This is a genomic window from Megasphaera sp. MJR8396C (genome assembly GCF_001546855.1).
Lineage (GTDB): Bacteria > Bacillota > Negativicutes > Veillonellales > Megasphaeraceae > Megasphaera.
In genome coordinates, this window is sequence record NZ_KQ958143.1 from 25,029 (window position 1) to 50,815 (window position 25,787).

General features: G+C 50.2%; 20 protein-coding genes and 1 other annotated feature. Of the genes, 4 read left to right on the forward strand and 16 right to left on the reverse strand.

All coding sequences use genetic code 11. The features are described 5' to 3' along the window. Positions 1 to 74: 74 nt before the first annotated feature. The 7 genes from HMPREF3201_RS00105 to folP all read right to left on the reverse strand — a co-directional run bounded on the left by HMPREF3201_RS00105 (position 75) and on the right by folP (position 8,825). The gene (locus HMPREF3201_RS00105; RefSeq protein WP_062411167.1) at positions 75 to 1,088 is read right to left on the reverse strand and encodes a bile acid:sodium symporter family protein; all 1,014 of its coding nucleotides are present in this window, start codon (positions 1,086 to 1,088) and stop codon (positions 75 to 77) included. 103 nt (positions 1,089 to 1,191) lie between these two features. Next, positions 1,192 to 2,844, reverse strand: a complete 1,653-nt coding sequence (gene ilvD, locus HMPREF3201_RS00110; protein ID WP_062411222.1) for a dihydroxy-acid dehydratase — start codon at positions 2,842 to 2,844, stop codon at positions 1,192 to 1,194. A 46-nt stretch (positions 2,845 to 2,890) separates the two neighbouring features. Continuing rightward, a complete protein-coding gene (ilvN, locus tag HMPREF3201_RS00115; RefSeq protein WP_062411168.1) occupies positions 2,891 to 3,394 on the reverse strand; it encodes an acetolactate synthase small subunit in 504 nt (167 codons plus the stop codon). Then, positions 3,391 to 5,088: a biosynthetic-type acetolactate synthase large subunit gene (gene ilvB / locus HMPREF3201_RS00120; protein WP_062411169.1), complete on the reverse strand. Its 1,698-nt coding sequence runs from the start codon at positions 5,086 to 5,088 to the stop codon at positions 3,391 to 3,393. The genes ilvN and ilvB overlap by 4 nt, the downstream gene beginning before the upstream one ends. A gap of 55 nt (positions 5,089 to 5,143) precedes the next feature. After that, entirely contained in the window at positions 5,144 to 6,154 is a 1,011-nt protein-coding gene (gene ilvC, locus HMPREF3201_RS00125; protein WP_062411170.1) for a ketol-acid reductoisomerase, read from the reverse strand. A gap of 89 nt (positions 6,155 to 6,243) precedes the next feature. Then, positions 6,244 to 6,484, reverse strand: a binding site (T-box leader). Between the two features lie 141 nt (positions 6,485 to 6,625). Continuing rightward, complete coding sequence (locus tag HMPREF3201_RS00130) at positions 6,626 to 7,867, reverse strand: ATP-binding protein (protein ID WP_062411171.1); 1,242 nt, start codon at positions 7,865 to 7,867, stop codon at positions 6,626 to 6,628. A 118-nt stretch (positions 7,868 to 7,985) separates the two neighbouring features. Further along, complete coding sequence (folP, locus tag HMPREF3201_RS00135) at positions 7,986 to 8,825, reverse strand: dihydropteroate synthase (RefSeq protein ID WP_062411172.1); 840 nt, start codon at positions 8,823 to 8,825, stop codon at positions 7,986 to 7,988. A gap of 278 nt (positions 8,826 to 9,103) precedes the next feature. On the opposite strand from folP, the gene ygiD reads away from it, so the two are divergent. Continuing rightward, positions 9,104 to 9,877, forward strand: coding sequence for a 4,5-DOPA-extradiol-dioxygenase (ygiD, locus tag HMPREF3201_RS00140; protein WP_062411173.1), 774 nt, complete (start codon positions 9,104 to 9,106; stop codon positions 9,875 to 9,877). Positions 9,878 to 10,009: 132 nt separating this feature from the next. On the opposite strand, the gene HMPREF3201_RS00145 is transcribed toward ygiD, so the two are convergent. The 9 genes from HMPREF3201_RS00145 to HMPREF3201_RS00185 form a co-directional block, all read right to left on the reverse strand. Continuing rightward, positions 10,010 to 11,305: a CitMHS family transporter gene (locus HMPREF3201_RS00145; protein WP_062411174.1), complete on the reverse strand. Its 1,296-nt coding sequence runs from the start codon at positions 11,303 to 11,305 to the stop codon at positions 10,010 to 10,012. Between the two features lie 71 nt (positions 11,306 to 11,376). Continuing rightward, the gene (locus HMPREF3201_RS00150; RefSeq protein ID WP_062411175.1) at positions 11,377 to 12,564 is read right to left on the reverse strand and encodes a CaiB/BaiF CoA transferase family protein; all 1,188 of its coding nucleotides are present in this window, start codon (positions 12,562 to 12,564) and stop codon (positions 11,377 to 11,379) included. A 12-nt stretch (positions 12,565 to 12,576) separates the two neighbouring features. Continuing rightward, positions 12,577 to 12,897: an AtuA-related protein gene (locus HMPREF3201_RS00155; RefSeq protein WP_172980554.1), complete on the reverse strand. Its 321-nt coding sequence runs from the start codon at positions 12,895 to 12,897 to the stop codon at positions 12,577 to 12,579. 4 nt (positions 12,898 to 12,901) lie between these two features. After that, positions 12,902 to 14,260, reverse strand: coding sequence for an acyclic terpene utilization AtuA family protein (locus tag HMPREF3201_RS00160; protein WP_062411176.1), 1,359 nt, complete (start codon positions 14,258 to 14,260; stop codon positions 12,902 to 12,904). A gap of 281 nt (positions 14,261 to 14,541) precedes the next feature. Continuing rightward, positions 14,542 to 15,957, reverse strand: a complete 1,416-nt coding sequence (locus tag HMPREF3201_RS00165; RefSeq protein WP_062411177.1) for a sigma-54 interaction domain-containing protein — start codon at positions 15,955 to 15,957, stop codon at positions 14,542 to 14,544. 207 nt (positions 15,958 to 16,164) lie between these two features. After that, a complete protein-coding gene (locus HMPREF3201_RS00170; RefSeq protein ID WP_062411178.1) occupies positions 16,165 to 19,158 on the reverse strand; it encodes an AAA family ATPase in 2,994 nt (997 codons plus the stop codon). A gap of 4 nt (positions 19,159 to 19,162) precedes the next feature. Next, a complete protein-coding gene (locus HMPREF3201_RS00175; protein WP_062411179.1) occupies positions 19,163 to 20,428 on the reverse strand; it encodes a metallophosphoesterase family protein in 1,266 nt (421 codons plus the stop codon). Next, entirely contained in the window at positions 20,428 to 21,828 is a 1,401-nt protein-coding gene (locus HMPREF3201_RS00180) for a MocR-like pyridoxine biosynthesis transcription factor PdxR (RefSeq protein ID WP_062411180.1), read from the reverse strand. Before HMPREF3201_RS00180 ends, HMPREF3201_RS00175 begins: the two co-directional genes overlap by 1 nt. Before the next feature lie 149 nt (positions 21,829 to 21,977). Continuing rightward, on the reverse strand, positions 21,978 to 23,249 hold the full coding sequence (locus HMPREF3201_RS00185) for a hexokinase family protein (protein WP_062411181.1): 1,272 nt from the start codon (positions 23,247 to 23,249) through the stop codon (positions 21,978 to 21,980). Between the two features lie 257 nt (positions 23,250 to 23,506). On the opposite strand from HMPREF3201_RS00185, the gene thiS reads away from it, so the two are divergent. Genes thiS through thiH form a run of 3 tightly spaced genes read left to right on the forward strand, consistent with a single transcriptional unit; the run spans position 23,507 to position 25,703 of the window. After that, positions 23,507 to 23,701: a sulfur carrier protein ThiS gene (gene thiS / locus HMPREF3201_RS00190; protein ID WP_044505327.1), complete on the forward strand. Its 195-nt coding sequence runs from the start codon at positions 23,507 to 23,509 to the stop codon at positions 23,699 to 23,701. Positions 23,702 to 23,751: 50 nt separating this feature from the next. After that, positions 23,752 to 24,522: a thiazole synthase gene (locus HMPREF3201_RS00195; RefSeq protein WP_062411182.1), complete on the forward strand. Its 771-nt coding sequence runs from the start codon at positions 23,752 to 23,754 to the stop codon at positions 24,520 to 24,522. Between the two features lie 14 nt (positions 24,523 to 24,536). Beyond that, positions 24,537 to 25,703: a 2-iminoacetate synthase ThiH gene (thiH, locus tag HMPREF3201_RS00200; protein WP_062411183.1), complete on the forward strand. Its 1,167-nt coding sequence runs from the start codon at positions 24,537 to 24,539 to the stop codon at positions 25,701 to 25,703. Positions 25,704 to 25,787: the final 84 nt, after the last annotated feature.

The window sequence follows — 25,787 nt, forward strand, 5'->3', positions numbered from 1 at the left end:
TTATTATAGCAAAAAAAAGGTGCTGCCGCACATAAAGCAACACCTTTTTTATAATACGAATCGTCGCTATCAACCTACTTATGAGCAGTCGACAAAGAAGTCCTTGCCGACGGACTTTCTACCCCTTCGTATTCGCTGTCAAAGCGCTTGTTCAGATAATTGACATAGAGATAGGCAAGCCCCGCTCCAGAAATATTGTGCCAAGCGCTGAAAATGGCACCGGGGACGCCGGCCATGGGAAGGGCTGCAAAATGAGTTTTGGCAAGGCCCGTAGCAAGGCCCGAATTCTGCATACCAACTTCAATGGATACAGCAACCATCTTCTTCCAGCTCATGCCGCAGAGGTGGCCGATAAAGAAGCCCAAGGCGTAGCCCAGGCAGTTATGCAAGATGACGACTAACAAGATGAGGCCGGAACTGTTGAGGATAGAATCGCGGCTGGCACCGATGATGCCGGCAATGAGGAAGGAAATGGCCATGGCCGATACAGCCGGCAGGTAATCGAGCGCCCCTTGAGCCAGTTTCGGAAGGAAGCGTTTGACCAAGAGCCCCAAGGCAATGGGGACGATGACGATCTGTACGATGGATAAGAACATGCTGACCGGATTGAAGGAAATGCGCTGACCGATGATGAGGTACGTCAAAAGGGGCGTCATAATCGGCGACAAGAGGGTCGAAATACTGGTAATCGTGACCGACAAGGGAACGTCGCCCTTACTCATGAAGGTGATGACATTGGACGACGTGCCGCCAGGGCAGGTCCCGACCAAGACGACGCCGACGGTCAGAGCCGGATCCAGGCGAAATACCGTCGACAGGAGGAAAGCCAGAAAAGGCATGACAAAATACTGGGCGCAGACGCCGAAAAAGACGTCCTTAGGCTGTTTCAAAACGAGGACAAAGTCATGGGCACTCATGGTCATACCCATGCCAAACATGATGATGCCCAAGAGGACCGATAAGACGGAAATACCGCCGACGTTTCCTAAGACCCAAGAAAAACTCGTCGGCATCGTAAGACCGATGATGAGAAAGATGATGGCGATGACGCCAAAAAATTTACCGATGAGAGCACAAACCTGTTTCATAGCAAGCCTCTTTTCATAACGCTTTGTTTATATAGAAAATAAAACTCCTGCCCCGACACCCCTTCCGCCACATCGGCGAAAGGGAAGGAAGCAGGAGTTATCTTTATTGCATGACGGCGCCGGTATTGGCCGACGTAACTAATTTGGCGTACCGTGACAGGTAGCCCGTCTTGACCTTTGGTTCCGGCTGCTTCCATGCCGCCCGGCGCTTCTTCAATTCTTCATCGCTGACTTTTAATTCCAGTTTACGATTCGGAATGTCGATGGAGATGGTATCACCGTCGTGGACTAAGGCCAGTGGCCCGCCTTCCATGGCTTCCGGTGAAATATGGCCGATGCAGGCCCCGCGGCTGGCACCGCTGAAGCGGCCGTCGGTCAGAAGGGCGACTTTTAGTCCCATGCCAGTGATAACCGCCGTCGGATTGAGCATTTCACGCATGCCCGGTCCGCCTTTCGGTCCTTCATAGCGGATAACGACGACGTGCCCTTCTTTAATATCGCCGCGGATAATCGCTTCGATGGCATCTTCTTCGGCATCGTAGCACTTGGCCGTCCCTTCATAGACCAATAGGTCTTCGTCGACAGCGCTTTCCTTGATGACCGAGCCGAGGGGCGCTAAATTTCCTTTAAGGACGGCGATACCGCCTTTATTCATATAGGCATTATCGACGGAATGGATGACATCCCGATTGAGGACTTCTGCATCTTTGATGCGGTCGCCGACGGTGCCGGTAATGGTCTTTGCTTCCGGATGGATGAGGCCCAACTTGGAGACTTCCTTCATGACGGCACAGATGCCGCCGGCTTCATCGAGGTCCTGCATATGATAGGTCCCGCCGGGGCTCATCTTGCAGATATAAGCAGCCTTGCGGCTGATGGCATCGAATTCATCGAGGGACAGTTCTACTCCCGCTTCATGAGCAATGGCCGGCAGGTGCAGGGCCGTATTGGTCGAACCGCCGATAGCCATATCGACGGCAATGGCATTTTCAAAGGCTTCGAGGGTCATGATATCCCGCGGCTTTACGTCGCGGCGAACGAGGTCCAGGACGACTTCGCCGGCTTTTTTCGCCAACATGCGGCGAAGTCCCGTATAGGCAGCCGGAATCGTGCCGTTGCCGGGAAGGCCCATGCCTAAGACTTCAGTCATGCAGTTCATGGTATTGGCCGTAAATAAGCCGGAACAGGAGCCGCAGCCCGGGCAGGCATGAAATTCCATTTCGTGCATTTCATCAGCCGTCATCTGGCCCGATTCGACCTTACCGGCCGCTTCGAACATCGTGCTGACGCTGATGTTCCGTCCCTTATAGCGTCCGGCCAACATCGGTCCGCCGCTGACAACGACGGTCGGGATGTTCAGTCTGCCAGCGGCCATGAGCATGGCCGGCACGATTTTATCGCAGTTTGGGATGAGGACCAAGCCGTCGAAGGCGTGGGCCGTCGCCACGGCTTCAATGGAGTCGCAAATCAATTCGCGACTCGAAAGGGAAAAACTCATGCCCCGATGGCCCATGGCAATGCCGTCACAGACGCCGATAGACGGGAATTCGATGGGCGTACCGCCGGCAGAAGCTACGCCGAGTTTGACGGCCTGGGCAATTTCACCTAAGTGAACATGCCCCGGAATAATTTCATTAAAGGCGTTGCAGATGCCGATTAAAGGCTTCTTCAAATCTTCATCGCTATAGCCCATGGCATGGAACAAACTCCGATGGGCCGTTCGGGTAACCCCTTTTTTTACAACATCACTGCGCATAGTATCCATCCTCTCTTCCTGCCGTATTGGCTTCGGCAGCTATCTATTACATATCCTTCACGGCAGGTTCCCCTCGAGAGAGAGAAATCTGGCCCGTCCGGGCAATTTCAATGATTTCATAGTCTTTCAACATTTCAAGCAGGGCCTCGATGCGGTCTTCTCGGCCTGTAATGCGCATAGTCAGCGAATTTCGCTGGACGTCGACGATCTTAGCCTTGAATAAATTTGCGATATTGGTCAACTCTTCCCGGATTTCGGGTGTCAGACTCCGGATCTTGATCATGGCCAGTTCGTAACTGACAAAGGGGGCATCATCAAGGTTTACGACCTTGATGACGTCGATGAGTTTTGCCAGTTGATTGACGGCTTGATCGAGTTCCCATCGATTTTCGACGGAAACGACGATATTGATGCGGGTCACATCGGATTCTTCCGTGTACCCGGCGTTAATGCATTCGATATTGATGGCTCTGCGGCTGATGAGGCCGGCAACGTGGGTCAAAACGCCGGGCTTATTGTCACAGAGCAGAGCCAGGTGTTGTCTTGTCACTCGGCTACACCTCCCAGTACCATTTGGTCCAATCGTTTTCCTCCGGGAACCATAGGATAGACATTTTCATCAGGTGGAATGAATACATCAAGTAGAGCCGGTCCTTCGGTATGGAACAACCAGGCTACGGCATCATCCAGTTTTTCCGGATTGCGGACAGAAAGTCCGGGAACTCCCATCGCCCCAGAAAGGGCTGTCAAATCAGGATTGTCGGAAATGACCGACTGCGAACAGTGGCCGCTGTAAAACATGCGCTGCCACTGATTGACCATCCCGAGGACGTTATTGTGGAGAACGACGACCTTGACGTCGACGCCGTACTTATGAAGGGTAGCAAATTCCTGACAGTTCATCATGATGCTGCCGTCGCCGGTAAAGAGGACGACCGTAGATTGAGGACAGCCTATTTTCGCTCCCATGGCCGCCGGAAGGCCGTAGCCCATGGTTCCCAAGCCGCCGGAGGTAATGAAGTGCCGCGGTTTGTTCAAGTTGAAGAACTGTGCCGACCACATTTGATGCTGGCCGACGTCGGTAACGACGACGGTGTCATCATCGGTCACAGCCTGAAGGGCTTCAAAAAGTGACTGTGGAGAAATGGTTCCCTCTAAATGACGGGTTGCAAAGGGATGCACTGCCTTCATATCCAAAACGGAGTGCCGCCAATCCTCATATCTTTCATAGAGTGCCTGTCCATCGAATTTCAATCCCTCACAGAGGTGCGGCAGAGACCAGCGAAGATCGGCGTTGACACTGATATCGGCATGGACGATTTTATTGATTTCAACCTTGTCGATGTCGAAGTGAACGATTTTCGCCTGGGGCGCAAAGTTGGCAGCGTCACCGGTAACGCGATCATCAAAACGAGCGCCGACGGCCAGGAGCAGGTCACACTGGGTAACGGCCATATTGGCAGCATAGGAACCGTGCATGCCGACCATGCCCAAGTGGCAGTCCCATTGGTCGGGAATGCTGCCCTTCCCCATGAGCGTCGTGACGACCGGTACACCCAGCTGTTGTACAATGGAACGCAGCGTGTCCGCCATTCCCGATAAGACGACACCACCGCCGGTAAGGAGTACCGGCCGCTTGGCCTTAGCCAAGGCCTGAACAGCACGGGCTACATCGTCTTCGCAGCCTTCGGGATTGCCCTTGTAACCTCTGAGGTGGACCTCCTCCGGGTATTCAAAGTCAAAGGACGTATCGAATACATCTTTGGCAATGTCAACCAGGACCGGTCCCGGCCGACCTGTGGACGCAATGTAGAAGGCTTCTTTTAAAACCCGCGGCAGTTCTTTCGCGTCCTTTACGAGATAGTTGTGCTTCGTAATCGGCGTCGTAATGCCGGAAATATCGGCCTCTTGAAAGGAGTCGCGGCCAATGAGCGGCGTCGCTACCTGACCGCTGATGATAACCAAGGGAATAGAATCCATGTTGGCCGTTGCAATGCCCGTGACCATGTTGCAGACCCCAGGCCCTGAGGTCGCAAAGCATACGCCGGGCCGCCCGGTCACTCGAGCATAACCGTCGGCAGCGTGAACAGCACCCTGTTCGTGTCCCGTCAAAATATGAGGGAACTGCGCTTTATACACTTCGTCGTATAGGCTTAGGACGGCCCCGCCGGGATAGCCGAATACGACGTCTACACCTTCTCGCTTTAAGCATTCAAGGACAGCTTGTGCGCCGGTCATGTTCATTCTATTCACCTCGTTATCATGGTATAAAGATCATGGCCTATGGGCCATGGAGACATTAGTCGTTCTGATCGTTGCTGTGGAGCCAGGGCATCATAGCGCGGAGCTTTTCACCGACCTGTTCGAGCGGATGTTCTGCGTGCTGACGGCGCATCGCCAGGAAATGAGCGCGGCCGCCGGCTTTATTTTCGAGGAGCCAATCTTTGGCAAAGGCACCGGACTGGATATCATCGAGGACGTCTTTCATGGCCTGCTTCGAAGCCTGGGTGACGACGCGGGGGCCGGCCGTATAATCGCCGTATTCCGCCGTATCGCTGATGGATTTACGCATCTTGGCCATGCCGCCTTCATACATGAGGTCGACGATCAATTTCATTTCATGGAAGGTTTCAAAGTAAGCGATTTCAGGCTGATAACCGGCTTCGCAAAGGGTTTCAAAACCATTGGTGATAAGCTGGCAGATACCGCCGCAGAGGACAGCCTGTTCACCGAAGAGATCCGTTTCCGTTTCTTCCTGGAAGGTCGTCTGGATGACGCCGGCCCGAGTGCCGCCGATGCCGCGGGCATAAGCCAGTGCCAAGTCGAAACAAGTTCCCGTCGCATCCTGTTCAACGGCAAATACGTCAGGAACGCCGCCGCCTTCTACAAAGGTACGGCGAACGAGATGGCCCGGTCCTTTAGGCGCTACCATGAAGACATCGACGTCGGCCGGCGGTACGATCTGTTTGAAGTGAACGTTAAAGCCGTGCGCAAAAGCCAGGGCACTGCCGGATTTCAAATTCGGAGCGATTTCAGAAGCATAGACGTCCGCCTGTTTTTCGTCCGGAATAAGGACCATGGTGACGTCCGCTTCTTTAACGGCTTCGGCAACGGTCTTGACTTCAAGTCCTGCTTTTTTCGCTTTTTCTACGGATTTACTGCCTTCATACAAGCCGACGACGACGTCGACGCCGCTTTCTTTCAAGTTCAAGGCATGGGCATGACCTTGGCTGCCATAACCGACGACAGCTACCTTCTTACCTCTCATGACATCCCAATTTACATCTTGATCATAAAAAACCTTTGCCATAATAACATCGCTCCTTTGAGTATAAAATAATTTATTCTCGTTGGAATTTAGAGATGCGTCGAAAGAGGTAACAAAAAAAACTCCGCCCTAATAGGGACGGAGTTTTTATTCCGCGATACCACCCTGATTCCCAGCTCATTACTGCGCCAGGCTCTCTACAACGTACCAACATACGCGTTTCCTATAACGTGGAAAAGTCGTCAGTGCTTAATGTACTTCAGCACTCCTCTTCAGGGATGATTTTCAATCGACTTCCATTATCGGCTCGCACCACCCGCCGACTCTCTGAAAATGTCCGGACGACCTACTCTTTCCCGTCATCAGATTTTACTCTATGCTTTTGCGAGCCCTTATCAGTTCGGCTCGTTTGAAAAGCTTGAACACATTCTACAAAACGACACATCATTTGTCAATGATTTTTTTGAAATTAATCTAATTTTCTTTAGTTAAACGCTTGACTTCCTAATATTTTTAGGAGTTGTGATTATTGAGATACCATTTGACGAATTGCTGAGCGATTCGACCGTTGCGGCCGGAATGTTCCATCTCCCAGCGCAGCCCTTCGATGCGCAGCTGTTCCGGGTCGAGATCGATGCCGGCTTTTTTCAATTCATGGCCGATGATTTCCAGGTATTCATCCTGGGTCGGCGCGGCGTAATGAAGGATGAGTCCGAAACGGTCTGACAAAGAGATCGCTTCATTGGTGTTATCGTCACGGTAGACTTCTTCCCATTCGTCATTGCGGTCGTGCCAGGTCTCCTTAAGCAGGTGGCGGCGATTGGAAGTTGCATAAATAACCACATTTTTCGGTTGTGGCGTAACGCCGCCATCCATAGCCGATTTCAGGTATTTATAGGAAGCTTCATTTTCATCAAAAGACAGGTCATCGAGGAACAAGATGAATCGCTTGCTGCCAATAGCGCCCAGCTTTTCCATAAGGGTCTGCAGTCCCTGCAGCTGGTCGCGTTGAAGCTGGACCAGGCGCAACCCCCGTTCATGATAGCGTGAGACCAAGGCTTTGACGGCCGTCGATTTGCCCGTACCACGCGATCCCGTCAGGAGGACGTTATTGGCCTCGTTCCCGTTGACGAAAGCCTCGGTATTGGCCAGGAGCTTTTCCTTCTGGGCGGCATAGCCGATGAGGTCATTCCAATCAAACTGCGGAAACCCTTCAATCCCGATAAGACGGCCGTCTGCAGACAGTCGAAAGGCGATGAAGCGAGCGAGCTTCCCACGGCCGAAAGCGGCATAGTAATCGAGCAGGGCCGCGGCAGCATTTTCCGGCGTATCCACCGATTGAAAGGCTTCTGCTAAGGTCCGGATACAGGCATCGTCTCGGACTGCAGCCGGTTCATAATCATCCAGGAAGTCCACATCGAAAAAGTCCGACGCCTTTTGCTGTAAATAGGGAAAGATCAACTCCATATCGAAAGTCAGGGCCTTCGTCATCCCCGTGCCGGTCCGGCCGACTCGTTCCATCACATCGGCAGCAACCGTCCGTCCCTCCCCAAAGAGGTAAAAAAAATACTGCCGCAGCACATTGCCCCTCAAGCCTAACCGCTCAGCCGCTTCCAGTAAGACCGCCGCACCGGCTCGCCGTGAAAAAGAATCGCCTTGACGCTCATCTTCTTGAACAGCCATCAAGGCTTTGACAACAGGATCATGCAAAAAGCCTCGACAAACGACGAGGCTTCGTAGACTTTCACACTTCATGGAACCATCTCCCCCTTGCGGAACCGCTCATGGCGTCCGCAGTATTTGGGCTATTATACTTCTAGAAAGGACAATGGTCAAGAGGTATGTCAATATTTATGCATAAATAATACTATTTTTACTGAAGGTTATCCACTAAGGCATCGGCCATGCGGCACATGCGGGCAATGGGTTTTACATCATGAACGCGAACGATAGTGCATCCCGAAAGGACTCCGGCTACACAGGTCGCCCCCGTTCCTTCCATCCGTTCCGTGACGGGAAGATCGAGGATTTTTCCGATGAAGCCCTTGCGGCTCGTCCCCAACAGCATGGGATACGGCAGAGACGTTAAGTCACGCAAATGCTTCATGACATAGACATTCTGTTCAAAGGTCTTGCCAAAACCGATGCCCGGATCGGTAATGATCTGTTCCTGACTCATCCCGGCCCGGTCGGCAATGATCGACGAGCGAATAAAGAAACGCTTCATGTCGCCGATGATGTCGCCATATTCCGTCCCGTCCTGATTATGCATGACGACGACGGGAACGCCGTGTTTAGCGGCTACAGCAGCCATTTTCCCCGGTTCCGGTTCATATTGCAGGCCCCAGATATCGTTCATGATGTGGGCGCCGGTGCTCATGGCATAGTCTGCCGTTTCCGCTTTATACGTATCGACAGAAATGGGAACCGGGCAGGCCTCGACGAGGCGGGGAAGTATCCGTTCCAATCGTTCAATTTCCTCAGCCGCTGAAATGGGCGTAAAACCCGGTCGGGACGATTCAGCGCCGATATCGATGATATCCGCACCATCGGCCACCATATCTTCCATATGGCGTAAAGCCGTGTCGACATCATTCCACTTACCGCCATCGGAAAAAGAATCAGGCGTATAATTTAAAACTCCCATGATCAGCGTTTTTTCTCCGACGGTCAGGGATTTCCCATCATTCCAACGATAGTGACGAATTTCCATAGTATGCCTCCTATAAAAAAAAGAGATAACCCAGGCGTCCAAAAGGACGCACAGTCGTTATCCCTAAAAAAGTCCGTAACCTGTACGTTACTATGTAGTATACCAAAAAAAACGTTTTCGAGCAATAAGCCCGTCCAGACTAGACACTTGTTTTTTTAGAAAAAGTTTCTCTTCAACTCAATATATGAAATAAGCCCCTTTGTTGACGTAAAGTATGTTTATGATATACTGAAAGGGGTTTATATTTACGAAATACAAGACAAAGGAGGATTTGTTCTATGAAAAAGACGCCTGTTATCTTCGTCGGACATGGCAGCCCCATGCTGGCCATCGACGAAAATGATCTTACGCGCGAAATGCAGCGCATCGGCGCCGACATTCTAAACAGCCCGGAAAAACCGAAGGCCATCTTAGCCGTCTCCGCCCATTGGTTCGCACCGGGCACGTATATCCAAAGCGCCGAAAAACCACGTCAAGTATACGATATGTACGGCTTCCCGGAAGAACTCTACCAGCTTCAGTATCCTGTCAAAGGCTATGCAGAACTCACGAAAGAAGTCTGCTGCCTCCTCGGCGATGACGTTTCCATCAACGACAGCTGGGGCATCGACCACGGTACATGGAGCGTCATGGTCCATATGTTTCCCGATGCCTCCATTCCCGTCGTACAACTGTCGGTAAACGGCAATTTAAAACCGGAACAGTGTGTCGAAATCGGGAGAAAGCTTGCTCCTCTTCGTGAACAGGGCTACCTGATTTGGGGCAGCGGCAACATCGTCCACAACCTGCGGCGCATCGAATGGAACAACCGCGGCGGTTCCGACCAAGCCGAACGCTTCAGCAAATACATCGTAGACAGCGTCCTTAAAGGCGACGTCGATGCCGCCATTCACTACCAAGACCACGAAAACGCAGCCTATTCCGTCCCGACACCGGACCACTATATGCCGCTTCTTTACTGTCTCGGCGCTGCCGGAGACGATCCGGCAACGGTATTTAACAACACCTGCACCATGGGGTCTCTGTCCATGGCCGGATTCATCTGGGCTTAAACATTCAGTTTATAGGTAAGGTTTTGTATCTAAAAGGCGATTTATTCTAAAATTTTAGAATAAATCGCCTTTTTGTGTACGTTACAGGGTGCGTTTACATCGATATACTGCGCTTTTTATGTAGCTGTGATTCTACAACGGAATTGCACCAATAATAACCGCAACGAATAAAATCACCAGGGATACTAACCAAGCCCAAAAGAAAGTATGCTTCTGATGCTCACCAAAATCCACACCAGCTAATCCTACCAGTAAAAAAGTAGACGGAGTTAATGGAGAAATAGGAAAGCCTAACGTCATTTGACCAGAAATTGCCGCTCTACCTAAATCAACACCGGCTAAACCTACTGCATTTGCCGCTTGAGCTAATACTGGTAATACAGCAAAGTAAAAGCTGTCCGGGTCAAATAGCAAGCTTGCCGGCATCGAGATAATGCCAATAATAACCGCAAAATGTGCTGCCAGTGCTTCTGGAATAATAGAAACTAGCCCTTGAGCCATAGCATTCAACATCCCTGCACCTTTCATAATGCCAGTGAAAATACCTGCTGCAAACAATACACTTGCCATCATCAATGCTGATTTAGCGTGACTATCAATTAACTCACTTTGAACTTTAATACTGGGATAATTAACAGTTAATGCAATAACCAATGCCACCATAAAACATCCTGCAGGTGGAAAAGTACCTTTTACCAACAACGCAATAGTAGCAACAATCAACAATAAGTTAAACCAAAAAAGTTTAGGCCGACGTAGTGCAGCCTCCTCCTCAGAAAGCGGTGCTGGTTCCAAGCTAATATTAGTCAACAAATTCCCTAAACGACGTTTTTCTTTCATGCCAAACATAATAGAAATTGCAACCCCAGCCAGTATCCCAAAGATTTGAGGAATAATCATCGGAGAAAATAAATCCATAACAGGAATATCTAGTGCTGTCGCAGCTCGAATCGTAGGTCCTCCCCAAGGGACAATATTCATAGTACCAGCACCCAGTGCAACAATTGTCGCTAAAATCTTTCGATCCATTTTTAACTTGTTATAAATCGGCAACATGGCCGGAACCGTAATCAAAAATGTACTCGCCCCAGAACCATCTAAATGGGTTAAAAGTGTAATAACGTAAGTACCAATACAAATCTTTATAGGGTTAGAACCAACAATGCTTAAAATTTTATTTACAATGCGTTCGAAAACACCTGTATCTCCCATAATGGTAAAGAAAAGTACTGCAAAAATGAACATAGCACCTGTAGGCGCTACACTTTTAATCCCCGCCATCATAAATTTTCCCATTTCGCCGCCTAATCCTAAAACTAAACAAGCGATAATTGGTACTGCAATCAACGCACACATTGTCGATAATTTTTTAGTTAATATACTAATCAGTACCAATAGGACCGTAACTAAACCCACAATAGCTAACATAGTAAACCTCCTTATCCCGATTCGTCCGACCTCGTTTTTTAAGAGGTCGGGAATCGTGGTAATACAGCCTATTAGTCAGTAGTTTTCTTCATGAAGTACGAAATATCCTCATCAGAAAGATGTAGCAGATTGCTAAGAACATCCCCAGTATCTTTCCCCAGTGTCGGAGCTTTGGCATACGTATAAGAGTCTGCTTCCGTCATCTTAACGGGGTTACCGGTGACTCTCATTTTACCTTCAATCGGATGATCAATTTCACAAATCATCTGGCGTGCTTTGGCAATGTGTTCATCATTTACGACATCGGCCACGTCATGGATTGGCGCACAAGGGACACTATGAGCCCGCAATAACTCAATAATTTCTACTGCTGGATGCTGTCTCGTCCACTCCGTAACCATCGTATTCAATCTATCTTTTTGTTTTGCCCGATCCTTATTCAGGGCAAGACTTTCATCGGCTAACCAATCTTCATGTCCAATGGCCTTGCAAAAACGGTTCCAAATAGCATCATTGCCCACACCGATGACAATCCATTTATCAGAAGCTTCAAAGGAATCGTATGGATATATAAATTCATAACGGTTACCAGCACGCTGCGGGATTCTATCTTCGACCATGTAGATTTCAGTAATCGTTTCCATAGCGCTGACCGAGCAGTCAACAAGTCCGATATCGACGTACTCACCATGATGTTGTGTATTCCGACCTTGCAGGGCCGCTAAAATACCGATGCAGCAATTAAGGCCGCCCAATACGTCGCCAATAGCCGTCCCAGTCCGAGTTGGAGGCGAGTCAGGCCACCCGGTAACGCTCATCATACCGCTCAAGGCCTGGGCAATGACATCATAGCCAGGAAGCAGTCGATAGGGCCCGGTCTGGCCAAAGCCGGAAATAGAAGCAAATACGATATTAGGGTTTAACTTCTTTACTTCTTCATAAGAAAAGCCCATTTTGGCAATCGTGCCAGGTTTAAAATTCTCGACAAAAACATCGGAAATTTTGATGAGTTCGCGAAGTACATCCTTTGCTTTTTCATCATGCAGATCCAGGCAAAGACTTTTTTTATTGCGATTTAAATTGGCATAATAGGCACTGATTCCCTTAGAAAATGGCGGATAGGCACGGCTATCATCACCTCTGGGTGATTCAATCTTAATAACTTCAGCCCCCATATCGGCCAAGAGCATCGTGCAATACGGTCCAGACAGGACTCGCGTCAAATCAAGGACACGAATTCCTTGTAACGGTTTTGACATAATGACAGCCTCCTATTCATCATCCACTTCAATATACATCCGCAGGAGGGCTGCTTCCATGCATTTCCCCAGCGTATCCAGGCGCAGTGACCGCGTAGCTCCACCATCAAGAGCATGATGCATGACGAAGTTAAAGCCGTCTAACTGAGGCACGTCATAACGAGTAACGTCACCAAAAACTAAGCCTTCAAAATGGCGGCGAACATTTTCCGGCGTCAACTGCGCTTCCATAAATTTATAATATTTAGGTTCTCTTGCATAGATACAAATATTAGACGTATCGCTTTTATCTCCGCAACGACCGTGTGCAATGTCTTTTAACTGTACTTTCATGATGTTATACCTCCTCAACGTATGTCGTAAGCTTGATGGCATCTCTCGGAATCAAGGTTGGCCAGAGAGCAAAGACTTCGCTCGGACGACTGCGGCCACCGAAGAAGCATCCCTGTGCCGGACCATTCAGATTACTTACAGCCGCTACTTCCGGCGTCAGTTTCAAGCCTTCCTGCTTATTTTCAGTCATAATGGCATAACGAAGGACAACTTCATTGAGATCAGCATTAAGTTCCGGTGCCAACGGACCATGAAGCGCATTTACCCCAAGATAACTGATATGTTTACGAACAATATGAGCATTTTTCATCGCCAATCGCTTATCGAGAATATCAGCCGCCATCTTCGCTTTATCTAAAGCTCGCGGCCAAGAATAAGGCAAATAAGCAATCGTGCGATACCCTTCAAGATAACCTACACACAACTTTAACGTATCCGGAGCTGGTGTCCCCGTAACACCGCGAACGGCCACGTGATCTCGTTCAATTTCTTCTAACGTAATTTTGCTGAAATCAGCCACCGTATCGGGCGTAATATATTTTGAAGGATCGTGAATTTCATAAAGCAATTGTTCTTTAACCGACTGAGGCGTGACGAGACCGCCGGTATTCTTTGTTTTCGTCAGTATGAGGCTGCCTTTTTCACTGACTTCGACGATCGGATAGCCGAGATTTTCCGGACTGGGAACATGTTCCCAATCATAATCATAGTTACCGCCAGTTGCCTGGGCGCCGCATTCACAAAGGTGACCTGCTAAAATCCCCGTTGCCTTGGCGGTCCAGTCATCCGATTTCCAGCCAAATTCATACATGAGCGGAGCTTCAAACATAGCCGTATCGGTCGATCTGCCCAAAATAATGATATCGGCACCGTCTTCCAAGCATTTAACAATAGGTTCTACACCATAATAAACATTGGCATTGACCATATTCGGTAAGATGCGGTCAATATCTTCTCCGGTGTCCATATGCTTCATCGTGATTCCTTTTTCTCTGAGCTGAGGAATCATTTCACGCACATCATCACCGAGAACATACCCTACTTTTAAGTTGTATCCGCCGTCGCGAATGACTTCTTTCGCCTTTTCAACGCAGGCTTTGACGTTCATACCACCGGCATTGGTGATGACTTTCGTGCCCTTCTGCGTGATATAGGGCAGCATCCCTTTTAATGCCGTAATAAAATCTCGTGCATAACCTGCTTCAGGGCGCTTTTCCTGTTGCCTTCTCATGATAGATAAGGTCAATTCTGCCAAATAATCGCAGCAGATATAATCTAAATTATCCTCTCTGGCCATCGTAATGGGGGCATCACTTAAGTCGCCCCAAAAGCCTTGTCCGCCACCGATTCGAATTGTTTTCATACGGATTTACCTCTTTTCTTTGTATTGTATACATATAGTATCGTAATATTACTAACACGACTCTATATATGAAATTTTTATGCCAAGAAATAAAAAAGCGAGGAGAACCATGATATTCCGTTCTTGAAAAACGAGTAGCCATCCCATTTATCTTCCATAATTAAAATTTTACTGGCAAAATAATACGGCCCATTTAGGCACACAGTTGTATACCTAAATAGGCCGTATTGTTTACATAATATACAAATCACTATGTTCATTTTGTTTACATAGTATACACTTTATTTTTCTTCATCAAGCCCATATTGTTTCCACTTCTTGTAGAAAGTCCGCCGGCTAATCCCCAAGGCCTTCATGGCTTTCGTTTTATTTCCATTGGCCTCTGATATTGCCTGCTGAATCCGTTTCTTTTCCATCATCTGAAGTCCTGATTTCAAGGAATAATCGCAACCAGCTTCAAACTCATCCGCATCAAAATAAGAAGTTGTGCTTACTTGATTGTCATGCTGCAGCAAGTCGTCTGGTAAATGCTCTAATTGAATGATCCCTTCATTGCAAACAATGACAGCATATTCCATACAGCTCTGTAATTGACGAACGTTACCGTTCCAAGGGAATGTTAAAAAATACTGTTTCACTTCGGGCGAGATTGTAACTTTTTTCCCATACTTTCGCGCATATTTCTCTAAAAAGAAATCAGCTAACAAAAGGACGTCTTCACCACGTTCCCGCAACGGAGGAATAGTTATTTTAAAGGTGTTTAAGCGAAAATATAAGTCATCGCGGAATTTACCTTCTCGGACCATTTGCTTCAAATCGCGATTCGTAGCAGCGATCACCCGAACATCCGCCTTTTGAACTACTTGTGAGCCTATTTTTTGGATTTCTCCGGACTGCAGTACTCTCAACAGTTTTGACTGCATAAAGAGGGGCATCTCCCCGATTTCATCTAAAAAAATCGTACCACCATCAGCTTGTTCAAACTTTCCGCTCTTGCCGCCCTTGACGGCTCCGGTAAAAGAACCGGACGTGTAACCGAAAAGTTCACTTTCCATTAAAGATTCTGGAATGGCCGAACAATTTAAATTGACATAAGGCTGCTTTCTTTTTCCGCTGATTGCTAGTATGGCGTTGACGAAAACTTCTTTCCCTGCCCCACTCTCCCCTTCAATGAGAACGGTTGCATCTGTCGGTGCCACTAGTTCAGCCAGCCGCAAGCATCGCAAAAAGTTAGGATTCTGTCCAATGATATGAGAAAATTCAGCATGAAACGCGCGGTCTGCAGCCGCTTTAAAGATCGATTGATTGAGTCGTTGTGCCTTTTCCAACTCTTCCTGGCTCCGAGACAGTTCCGTAATGTCATTGAATACCGATACGGCGCCTAGAAGTGTACCGTCTTTCATGATCGGTGTAATATTGACTCGTATTTTTTTGCCCCTCGTCTTTACTTCTACTAATTGCTGAAGAACTGGCTCTTTATTCTGAAGAACCTGCAAAATAAGGGCCCCTGGTTCAATCGTTTTTACTTGCTTATGAAGGACTTTATCTTTTGATACAGCAAGAATTTTCGTATACGCCTTATTTACATAGAGGATACGGGAGGTTTTATCGACAATAACGATCCCATCATTAACCGCATCCATGGCCTCCCACATCATCACACTGGCAATAGCATCGTTTTCTGCCAGTACACCCATAAAATCACCTACCTTATCAAAAACATAATTTATAACAAAATATTACTCAATGGGGTAATGTCAATCGGATTAAAACCGGTTTCATCATATTCCAACAATAGGTTGCCTATCCGCCGTATTTCAAGTCAACGAAAAATCACATTTTCCCATTGTACAACAAACAGCCCGGCGTGAACCGAGCTGTTAATAGTTATACTTAGAGTCTCTTTACGAAGCCGTTTGGGGCTGAATGGTGCCTTTTTCGATTTCAAAGATGTGAATCGTATCGGTTTCCCCGGAAAGTTCTTTTTGAACTTCCTGAGCCACTTTCTGGGTCGCTGCCGAGCAGGTGAACAGGAAAATCTGTTCTTTCTTCCCAAGGGAGGCCAGGAAATGAATGGCTTCTTTTTGGCGCTGTTCGTCGAAGCGGACCAGGATGTCGTCGAGGATGAGCGGCATCGGTTCGATCTGCCGTGAAAAGGCCATGGCCAGGCTGACCCGAATGGCTAAGTAAATCTGGTCACCTAAGCCGCTGCTCCACTGTTTTTCCGGAATGCGGCGCTGGGTACCGTCGACGGCAAAGAGCTGCTTGCCGTCGAGATTGGCCTGAAGGGTGTAACGGCCCTGGGTCATGAGATTGAGGTATTCACCGGCCTGGCGGATGACGATGGGCTGGCGGACTCGTTCGTAATAATCCTGAGCCTGTTCGAGCATGTACTGGGTATACATATAGGTCAGCCAATCGTCGACGTGGCGGTCCAAATCGGCCTTGCGGTTCTGCTGTGTCTGGAGTAGTTTTCCGTATTCGTCGCTCTTGGCCATCTGACTCAGGCGTTCGATGATGCTGCCGCGTTTTTCAGCGACTTCGGCCAGTTTCTTTTCGGCATCGGCGATTTTTTTCTGATAGTAATCGCGTTCGTCCGTCCAGTTTTTCAAGGTATGTATCTTTAGTTCATGGCGCAGTTCCGACAGCTTTTTAGGATTCTTGGCGATGAGCCGAATATGGGCCTCCGTTTGGTCATAGACTTCTTTATACTGCTGGAATTGACGGAATTTCAGTAATTTCCCACGGAATTCCGCATCGGTCTTGGCCCCGGCGGCACTGAGCAGTTCTCTCTGCATCTGAACTTTATGTTCCCGTTCTTCAGACAGGCTTTCAATCTGAGCTTCCCGTTCTTTCTGTTGACGGTCCTGCTCTTTCGCGACCTCAGCCTGGACGCGGATATCCTGCCACTGTTTATATACGGCTTCTGCCGCATCGGGCGATACGGGCTTTTTAACGCCGACTTCGCGGAAGATCTGTTCAGCCGTATCGGTCCAGCGGGAAATAGAACTGTTGACATCGAGCTTGCGCCGCTTCCAGTCCGCCGACGCCGTCGTCATCTGCTTCCATGTATCCCAGGCTTCCTTGGCTTTGGCCATGTCCGCCGTTTCGAGTTTCGTAAAGCCCGACTGATCGCGCCAGCCTTCCCAAGCCGTTTCACTGGCTAAGAGTTTTTTCTTGCAGGCGTTTCCGTCTTCCTGCCAGGTTTCATAGATGGCATCGTACATGACCTTCTGTTCTTTCTGCCAGGCATTCTTCGATTCCCGCGTCTGCCAGTCCATATACTGTTTGCGGACGCCGTCCAATTCTTGCTGCCAACGGTCGTTGGCAGCTTCGACGTCCAAGGTGATTTCAGCATCTTTTGAAAGCTCGCTGATTTTTTGGTCAAGCGTTCCCAACTGGCCTTCTATTTCAGCGATTTTACGGGGAATGCGATCGGTCCCCGTTTTTTGACGGGCCAGGGAAATAACGGCGATGACGGCACAGGCCGCGCCGGCCCCCAGGCCAAGCGTCGAATCAAAGTCCGCCAGATATACGGCGGCGACGCAGGCTACAGCCGCCAACAGGAAAAGGACGCCCAATACGGTAAAGGCCTTGGAGGGGCCCGTAGCCCCATTTTTAAGCCAATCGAGCTGTTCCTGCAGGGTCTGCCGTTCCGTAACGGCCGACTGGATGGCAGCGACTGCTGTTCCAACGGTATTCCACTCGTCTTTCGTCTTTTCCGTATCTTCTGCTTCAGGTTCCGGCGCCGATACGTTCTTAGGCTTGGCTGCCTGCCATTTTTCCATTTCCTGACGGCTGTGTTCCAACGCCGATGCCGCCGCCATACCGCGCGGCCAGTCGACGGTTTCCGGGATTTCACCGGTAACGGTCCACCCTTTCAGGGTTTCGGCCTGTTTATTTTTTTCAAAGTCCCAATCGATTTCTTTATCTTCGTGGTCTTTTAATTCATCCAAGCCCTGCTTCCAGGCCGGGATGCTGCGGTAAATATCGTCGATTTGAGGGCCGCAGACGAGCCAGCGCTTCCAAGATTCCTGAAAAGCCGGACCCTTTTGGTTGATTTCTTTTAGGTGTTGGATCTGTTCGTCGATTTCTTTAATCTTTTGGTCCATATCGGCCCATTTTTGAGCGCCATCCATGGGAAACTGCGATACGTCGGCCAAATTCTGCATCTGCTGCAGAGCATCCTGCCCGCGTTTATAGACATCCCAGGCCGCGATGGGCATGGAAATCTGTTCGATCTGCTGTTTCGATTCTTCGATATCGAGGCGGATACGGTTTTCGATTTCATGAGTCGTCCGTTCCGTTTCCTGAAGCTTGGCGAATTCATCTTCATCAAAGGCCAGGCTGCTGATCCGACGGTCGAAGTCTTTCTGCTCATTGAGCAGGGCGTTGATCGGCTTTTTCCCCTGAGGTGAGGCCACCAGGAGCTCGCCCATCTCTTTGGCCACTTCGCTGCGGGCCAGGCCCATGGCGACGCCGCCTTCAATACTGAAAAAGTGATTGCGGACGGCTTCATTGGACAGGATTTTAAAGCCCTGAAGGTCTTCCAGACCCATGGCAAAAATCTTATCGTAGGTCTGACGATCCAGGCCGTGCCACCACAAGTCGGCCGGTTCTTCCTGAAGGTTTTCGTCACCATCGGATAAGGTATATTCTTTTTCATTGCGGACGATTTTGTACTCTTTTCCGTCTTCCCGGCGGATATCCATACTGCCGAAATAGCCGTGCCAATCGCCCCGCAAGTAGCCGAAGAACATGGAGCGGACATACTTCATGAGGGTCGTCTTGCCGCTTTCATTGCGGCCGTGCATGACGATCAGTCCGCTTTCAGGGGGATTCCATTTGACTCCATGATAAATCCCGAAATCAGCTAATTCCATCTGTATAATCTTCATGACATTATCCTCTTCTATGTTCCAGCAAGCGCTGCATGCCCAGCCACTTGGCTTTTTCAAAGTTTTCCAGCAGGCGGTCATCCGAAATCGCCCGGCCGTACGCACCGAGGCGTTCGAACTCCGGTCGATTCATGAGGATATCCCGCAGGGCCTTGGCCTTTTCAGCGGGCTCCAATTTTTCTAAATTGTCGAAAACATTTAAATAATCGCCAATGGAGTCGGGCAATTTACTCCGTTCATCCATGTTGATTTTCGGGCGGGCCAGATTGCGCAGCCGTTCGACCATGACGAAGGCATACTTTCCCTGTTCTTCTTCACGCCAGCTTTCCAGCCAGTACTGCGTCGCTTCCGGATTATTGATGACATGGTACATGCTGCCGCTGCCCGTAAAATTAACGGTCAGGAAAGTCGGTTTTCCGATATCACGACGCACTTTTTCTTTGGCAAAGCGCACGGCACCGCGCAGTTCCGATACCGACTCGAGGCCGTCGATGGCGATGTCGATGCTTTCCCAGCGGACGATGCTGGTATCGATGAATTCGATATTCGTCGTTCCATAGGGTCCAACTTCGACGTAATAACAGCCACGGGGACCGCTTTCCGTGCAGTCCAGCCCCTGGGGATTGCCGGCATAGACGATATATGGCTTTTCACATAAAATATCGTGTTTATGGATATGACCCAAGGCCCAATAATCCATGCCGCACTCTTTTAAGTCGTCGAGGGTACACGGAGCGTACGTCGACTCTCTGCTGCCGACCTGGGTGTGGAGCATTCCGATGGAAAATCTATCGCCAGCCGCCCGGTTGAACTTCCAGGCCAGGTTGTCCCGCTGTTCACTTTTGGCATAGCTCTGTCCGTAAACGGCCGCTGCTTCTTCTCCGTCAACGAGCAGGGGGACCCGTTCGACGGCCTCTGCCGAAAAGATATGGACGTTGGGCGGGAAGGGAATCTTCGCCTTCCAGGCCTCGAGGGGGTCGTGATTGCCCAGGACGGCAAAGACCTGAATCTGGTGCTGGGCCAATTTATGCAGCAGCCGTACGTAGTCGAGCTGTGCCGTAAGGTTGTGATTGGCGCTGGTATAGACGTCGCCTGTGATGAGGACGGCGTGAACTTGTTTATCGATGGCCAGCTGTACGATTTTCTGAAAGGCCCGGACCGGAGCTTTGCCGATGATGCGCTGCCAGCGATCATCAATGGCGGCCAGATTATGGAACGGGCTTCCTAAATGAAGATCTCCGCATTGAATAAACCGCAAATTTTTCGCCATTAGTATCCTTCCTTCTCTGACCATGCTGCATGCAGGGCCGCAACGGCATCACGGAGCTTACAGCTGGGAATTTTTGAAAATGACAGGAGAAACTCGTTGTCGGTTTCCTGTGAGGGTGTTTCATAAAAAGACTGCATCGATAAGACACGGCAGCCTTGCTGCTCGGCTTTTTTGAGCAACTCCGCTTCTGACAGGGGACTGTGCAGGCGGACATGGCAATAGATGCCGGAAACGAGTTGGCCGACGACGATCTCCGGGCCAAAGGCCTCCATGAGAAGCTTCCGCAAAAGCTCGCCTTTTTCCTGATAATCCTTGCGCAGCCGGCGGACTTGACGTGAAAGCTCGCCGCTTTGAATATATTCTGCCAACACGCACTGCTCAGGAACCGAAGCGCCCTGACGAAAGAGCCCCCGCTGCGCATGGTATAAGGGCATGAGTTCCGGTGGAAGCACCATATAACTCAGGCGGACAAAAAAGGGCAATACCTTCGAAAGCGCCCCCATATAGATGACGCGGCCGCTGCGGTCCAGTCCCTGAAGTGCCGGTACCGGGCGCCCGTAGTACCGAAGTTCACTGTCGTAATCGTCTTCGATAATGAGGCCGTCCGTCTCGCCCGCCCACTGGAGCAGGCGATGGCGAATACCGGCAGGCATGACCGTTCCCGTCGGAAACTGATGGGACGGACTGACATAGACCAGGCGGACATTGCTTCGCTCCAGTTCATCGACCTGAAGGAGACCGTCCTTGATAGGGATGGGAACGATGGAATAGCCGCTGTTGCGAAAGATTTCCCGCCCCAGTCTGAACCCCGGTTCTTCAACGCCGATGCAGTCGTATTTATAGCGCAGCAAGTGCGTCAGTATGCCCAGCAGCGAAATCGTGCCGGCACCGATGATGATCTGGGACGGCGCTGCATGAACGCCGCGCGTTTCGTAAACATACCGGCTCAGGGCACGGCGCAGGTCCGGCACTCCCTGGTCGTCATTGGCCGCTAGCAAGCGGTCTGGCTCAGACAAGACCCGATTCATGTACTTTCGCCAAATGTCGAGGGGAAATCGCTCTAAGGCCATGTCGCCGCTGGCAAAATCATAGTCATACACCGGCTGATGGACGATTTCCTGCACCCGCGTTTGCCGGTCTTCTTCCGGCACTTGTTCCCGCCGGCCCAAAGAGGCCACTTCATAGCGGGCTTTGTGACGGCGCAGGATATAGCCTTCGCTGGCCAATTGGTAATAGGCCTTCTCTACGGTCATCTTGCTGATGCCCGCCGCTTGGGCCAATTCACGCACAGAATCGAGACGCATACCGGCTACCATGCGGCTCGATTCTATTTCTTGGCGATAATATTCATAAATTTGCACGTAAAATGGTTTGCTGATGGATTTGTCGAGTTGCAGCATTGCATCCGGCCTAAGGCCCCTTCTCCCCTCTGTGGCATTGCCATGTCCATAGTTGTCTCTGTAATACTATATTGTACCGAAAAATGCGCCGCCTGAAAAGGGGGATACGCCGTGATTCCTTAGCAAATCCATAGATTTTCTTATAAAAACTATCTTATGCTCATAGCAGCGGCAATAGCAGCTCCGACGGAAACGCCATCCTGGATGAGAATCGGATCGCCGGAAATCTGTTTTTCCCGTCCAGGTCCTTCATTTTGGCAGGCCTGCATGGCATCTTCCATCATCACCAGAGCGCCGCGAACGTATTTTAAAACGCTGCCGTCGATGGCAATGGTCTGATTCGGAATGGGCCGCTCTTTATATAAATGATGCAGGATTCCGCAGCCGACGGCACCGACCAACTGAGCCGAGCGGACAAAAATAGACGCGCCGATATGCCTTACAGGGCGCACATCTTCTAAGCGGACAATGCGGTTCCACAGCTTCCCCATCGTAAGCCGGCCTTGCTGGTCATCTTCACTTCGAAGGATGGCATTCATCGCCTCTGTCGTAAAGGGAGGCAGTTCTTGAACGCCAAAGTAGGTCAACAGGGTTTGGCGAAAGAGTTCCGAAGCATAGGCGCCGCTCATCATCTTTTCCAGCTTATGCAGCCCCGGCTGAGACGACCCGGCATCAACGGCTTCATCCCAATGATGGCCCGTAACGCCGTTGTAATCGCCGGCTTCCAAGTTGACGATCATCTTCCATTCCGGCTCATAATAACAAGCATTAAACCCGGTGCCGCAAACCATGCCGACGCGCACCTTGTCCATCGTATACGACGCCGACAATAAGAGGGCCGTCGTATCATTTACAAGGGCTACTGGCTCGATGTCGCAGAGACCTTGTCGTACCAGAGCCGCTTTCAGTAAGGCGTTGACGTTCTCGCCTTCAACGCCGGAAACAGCGATTTCCTTAGACCAGGCCAGGAGACGGCCGTCTTCGATGCCGGTCCGTTCCAAAGCAAAAGAAAAGGCATGCCCCAATCGATAAGACTGGCCGCGGCGGGCTACTTTGCCTACGAGCCGGGCCAGGAAATCAAAGAGTTCTACTGCCGTCGTCGAAGACGACAGGTAATCGTATTCTCCGGCAACTTTCAATGGTCGAGATACCTTTTTTTCAATGATATAGCAATGCCGTCCCAAGAGGCGAATCCGCGAGGCTCTTACATTCGTCCCGCCAAAATCCAGTGCTAAAAATACACCCGTTTCATCCCCTTCCGGCAGGGATGCATACGATTTTTCAGCAGATACCGTGGCTCCGGCCTCGCCGGCCAAGGCCCTGTCGATATCGGCCGAAAAATCACGGGAAATCGCTTGCAGCCGCTCATCGGGCAAATAAAAATAACGGGCAATATCCGTCCAATCCATCCGTTCCTTCATGACAGTCATCACCTCTCGTAAGTTTATAAATTTATTATACTATGTTCCCTGTCATGCCGCCAGTCCGGCCCATTTCGACCATATCAGTCAGGAATACCGATTGGTACTGATTGGCATAAAACGATTGACTTTTCCAGTCAATCGTCTATAATCAAAGGTAGAGTGAGACCGAAACGAAAGGTCGCACGAAGGGGTACACCACCTTGGGTGTAAGTCTTCGTGCGGCCTTTTTTTAGTGCATAGAAAGGAGGGCCATCATGATACGCATCAACGGCAAGGACATCGCAGCAGACGGCCAGAACCTGCTGTCCTATCTTACCGATCAGGCTTATCGTACGGACCGCATCGCCATCGAACTGAACGGCACCATCGTACCGCGCAAAGCCTATGACACGGTGACCTTAAAAGACGGCGATTCCATGGAAATCGTCCACTTTGTCGGCGGGGGTTAACCCTCATGACTAAGCAGAAAACCTACACAATATAAAAGGAGTGTCTCCCAATGGAAAAGAAAGATACACTGGTCCTTGGCGGCCATGAATTCACGTCCCGTTTCATCTTAGGCTCCGGCAAATTCTCTGTCGACCTCATCAAGGCGGCAGTCGAACAAGGTGCCGCTCAAATCGTCACCATGGCCCTGCGCCGCGTCGAAGCCGGTGAAAAAGACAATATCTTAGACTTCATCCCCAAAGGCGTTACCCTGCTGCCCAATACGTCCAGCGCCAGAACGGCCGAAGAAGCCGTCCGCATCGCCCGTTTGTCGCGGGAAATTGGCTGCGGCGACTTCATCAAAATCGAAGTCATGCGCGACTCCAAATATCTGCTTCCCGACAATAACGAAACGATCAAGGCTACGGAAATCCTCGCCAAAGAAGGTTTCGTCGTCCTGCCTTACATGTATCCTGACCTCTATGCAGCCCGGGCCCTCGTCGATGCCGGTGCCGCTGCCATCATGCCCTTAGCCTCGCCGATTGGCACCAATAAAGGCTTATCAACGAAAGACTTCATCCAGATTCTCATCGACGAAGTCGATCTGCCGATCATCGTCGACGCCGGTATCGGCCGTCCGTCCCAGGCCTGTGAAGCTATGGAAATGGGTGCCGCTGCCATCATGGCGAATACGGCTATCGCAACGGCCGGCGACCTGCCGCTCATGGCCAAGGCATTCGGCGAAGCCATCCGCGCCGGCCGCAACGCCTATCTCTCCGGTCTCGGCCGCATCCGCGAAACGGCCTCTGCATCGGATCCGCTTACCGGTTTCTTAGGTGCCTGAGGAGGAATGCGATTATGACAGAAGAAAAACGTATCGACCATATGACCTACTTACCGGGCATGGAAATTCTCGATTCCGATATGCTCGACCAGGTCGTTGCCATTCACGATTCTTTTCATAACGAAGACTTTACCGATAAAGACGTTCGCATGGCCTTATCGAAAGAACGCTTAGACCCGCGGGACTTCATGGCTCTCTTATCGACAGCCGCGGCCCCCTTCCTCGAAGAAATGGCCCAAAAAGCCCATTTGGTCACGCGCCGTCACTTCGGCAACAACATTTCCATCATGACCCCGATTTATTTTGCCAACTACTGCGACAACCACTGCATCTACTGCGGCTTTAACTCGCACAATAAAATAAAACGGGCCCGCCTGAACGACGAAGAGCTCCATCAGGAATGCAAAAACATCGCCGACTCGGGCATCGAAGAAGTCATCATGCTGACCGGTGAAAGTCCCAAGATGAGCGACATCAAATACATCGGCAACGCCGTCAAAATCGCTCGTCAGTACTTCCGGGTCATCAACATGGAAATCTATCCGACCAACACCAAGGACTATACCTACCTCCACAAATGCGGCGCCGACTACGTCACCGTCTTCCAGGAAACGTACAATTCCGACAAGTACGAAACGCTCCACTTGGCCGGCCATAAACGAATCTTCCCGTACCGCTTCTATTCCCAGGAACGGGCTATCCTCGGCGGTATGCGCGGTGTCGGTTTTGCCGCACTCTTAGGCCTCGACGACTACCAGAAAGACGCCTTGGCTACGGGCATGCACGCCTGGCTCATGCAGCGGAAATATCCGCACGCTGAAATCTCCTTATCCTGTCCGCGTCTCTGCCCGATCATCAACAACGATAAGATCAACCCCAAAGACGTCGATGAACGGAAACTGACGCAGATCATCTGCGCTTACCGCCTATTCATGCCCTACGCCAATATCGTCGTATCGAGCCGCGAAAGCGCATCCTTCCGCAATGCCATCATGAAAATCGCAGCCACCAAGGTATCGGCCAGCGTCTGCGTCGGCATCGGCGGCCACCTCCATCAGGACGGCTCGGAAATGGGTGATGAACAGTTTGAAATCACCGATGGCCGTTCATTCGACCAGATGTACGCTGACATCAAGAATATGGGCCTCCAGCCCCTTACCAGCGAGTATATTTATTTGTAATACTTACCTGATATCCACTATTAAATACCTATATAGAACAACGACGAAAGCAGGTCAGGACCTAATCCACCCCGACCTGCTTTT

Coding starts and splice junctions, on each gene's coding strand:
- HMPREF3201_RS00105 (WP_062411167.1), bottom strand. CDS start 1,088: ATGAAACAGGTTTGTGCTCTCATCGGTAAATTTTTTGGCGTCATCGCC.
- ilvD (WP_062411222.1), bottom strand. CDS start 2,844: ATGCGCAGTGATGTTGTAAAAAAAGGGGTTACCCGAACGGCCCATCGG.
- ilvB (WP_062411169.1), bottom strand. CDS start 5,088: ATGAACATGACCGGCGCACAAGCTGTCCTTGAATGCTTAAAGCGAGAA.
- ilvC (WP_062411170.1), bottom strand. CDS start 6,154: ATGGCAAAGGTTTTTTATGATCAAGATGTAAATTGGGATGTCATGAGA.
- HMPREF3201_RS00130 (WP_062411171.1), bottom strand. CDS start 7,867: ATGAAGTGTGAAAGTCTACGAAGCCTCGTCGTTTGTCGAGGCTTTTTG.
- folP (WP_062411172.1), bottom strand. CDS start 8,825: ATGGAAATTCGTCACTATCGTTGGAATGATGGGAAATCCCTGACCGTC.
- ygiD (WP_062411173.1), top strand. CDS start 9,104: ATGAAAAAGACGCCTGTTATCTTCGTCGGACATGGCAGCCCCATGCTG.
- HMPREF3201_RS00145 (WP_062411174.1), bottom strand. CDS start 11,305: ATGTTAGCTATTGTGGGTTTAGTTACGGTCCTATTGGTACTGATTAGT.
- HMPREF3201_RS00150 (WP_062411175.1), bottom strand. CDS start 12,564: ATGTCAAAACCGTTACAAGGAATTCGTGTCCTTGATTTGACGCGAGTC.
- HMPREF3201_RS00155 (WP_172980554.1), bottom strand. CDS start 12,897: ATGAAAGTACAGTTAAAAGACATTGCACACGGTCGTTGCGGAGATAAA.
- HMPREF3201_RS00160 (WP_062411176.1), bottom strand. CDS start 14,260: ATGAAAACAATTCGAATCGGTGGCGGACAAGGCTTTTGGGGCGACTTA.
- HMPREF3201_RS00165 (WP_062411177.1), bottom strand. CDS start 15,957: ATGGGTGTACTGGCAGAAAACGATGCTATTGCCAGTGTGATGATGTGG.
- HMPREF3201_RS00170 (WP_062411178.1), bottom strand. CDS start 19,158: ATGAAGATTATACAGATGGAATTAGCTGATTTCGGGATTTATCATGGA.
- HMPREF3201_RS00175 (WP_062411179.1), bottom strand. CDS start 20,428: ATGGCGAAAAATTTGCGGTTTATTCAATGCGGAGATCTTCATTTAGGA.
- HMPREF3201_RS00180 (WP_062411180.1), bottom strand. CDS start 21,828: ATGCTGCAACTCGACAAATCCATCAGCAAACCATTTTACGTGCAAATT.
- HMPREF3201_RS00185 (WP_062411181.1), bottom strand. CDS start 23,249: ATGAAGGAACGGATGGATTGGACGGATATTGCCCGTTATTTTTATTTG.
- thiS (WP_044505327.1), top strand. CDS start 23,507: ATGATACGCATCAACGGCAAGGACATCGCAGCAGACGGCCAGAACCTG.
- HMPREF3201_RS00195 (WP_062411182.1), top strand. CDS start 23,752: ATGGAAAAGAAAGATACACTGGTCCTTGGCGGCCATGAATTCACGTCC.
- thiH (WP_062411183.1), top strand. CDS start 24,537: ATGACAGAAGAAAAACGTATCGACCATATGACCTACTTACCGGGCATG.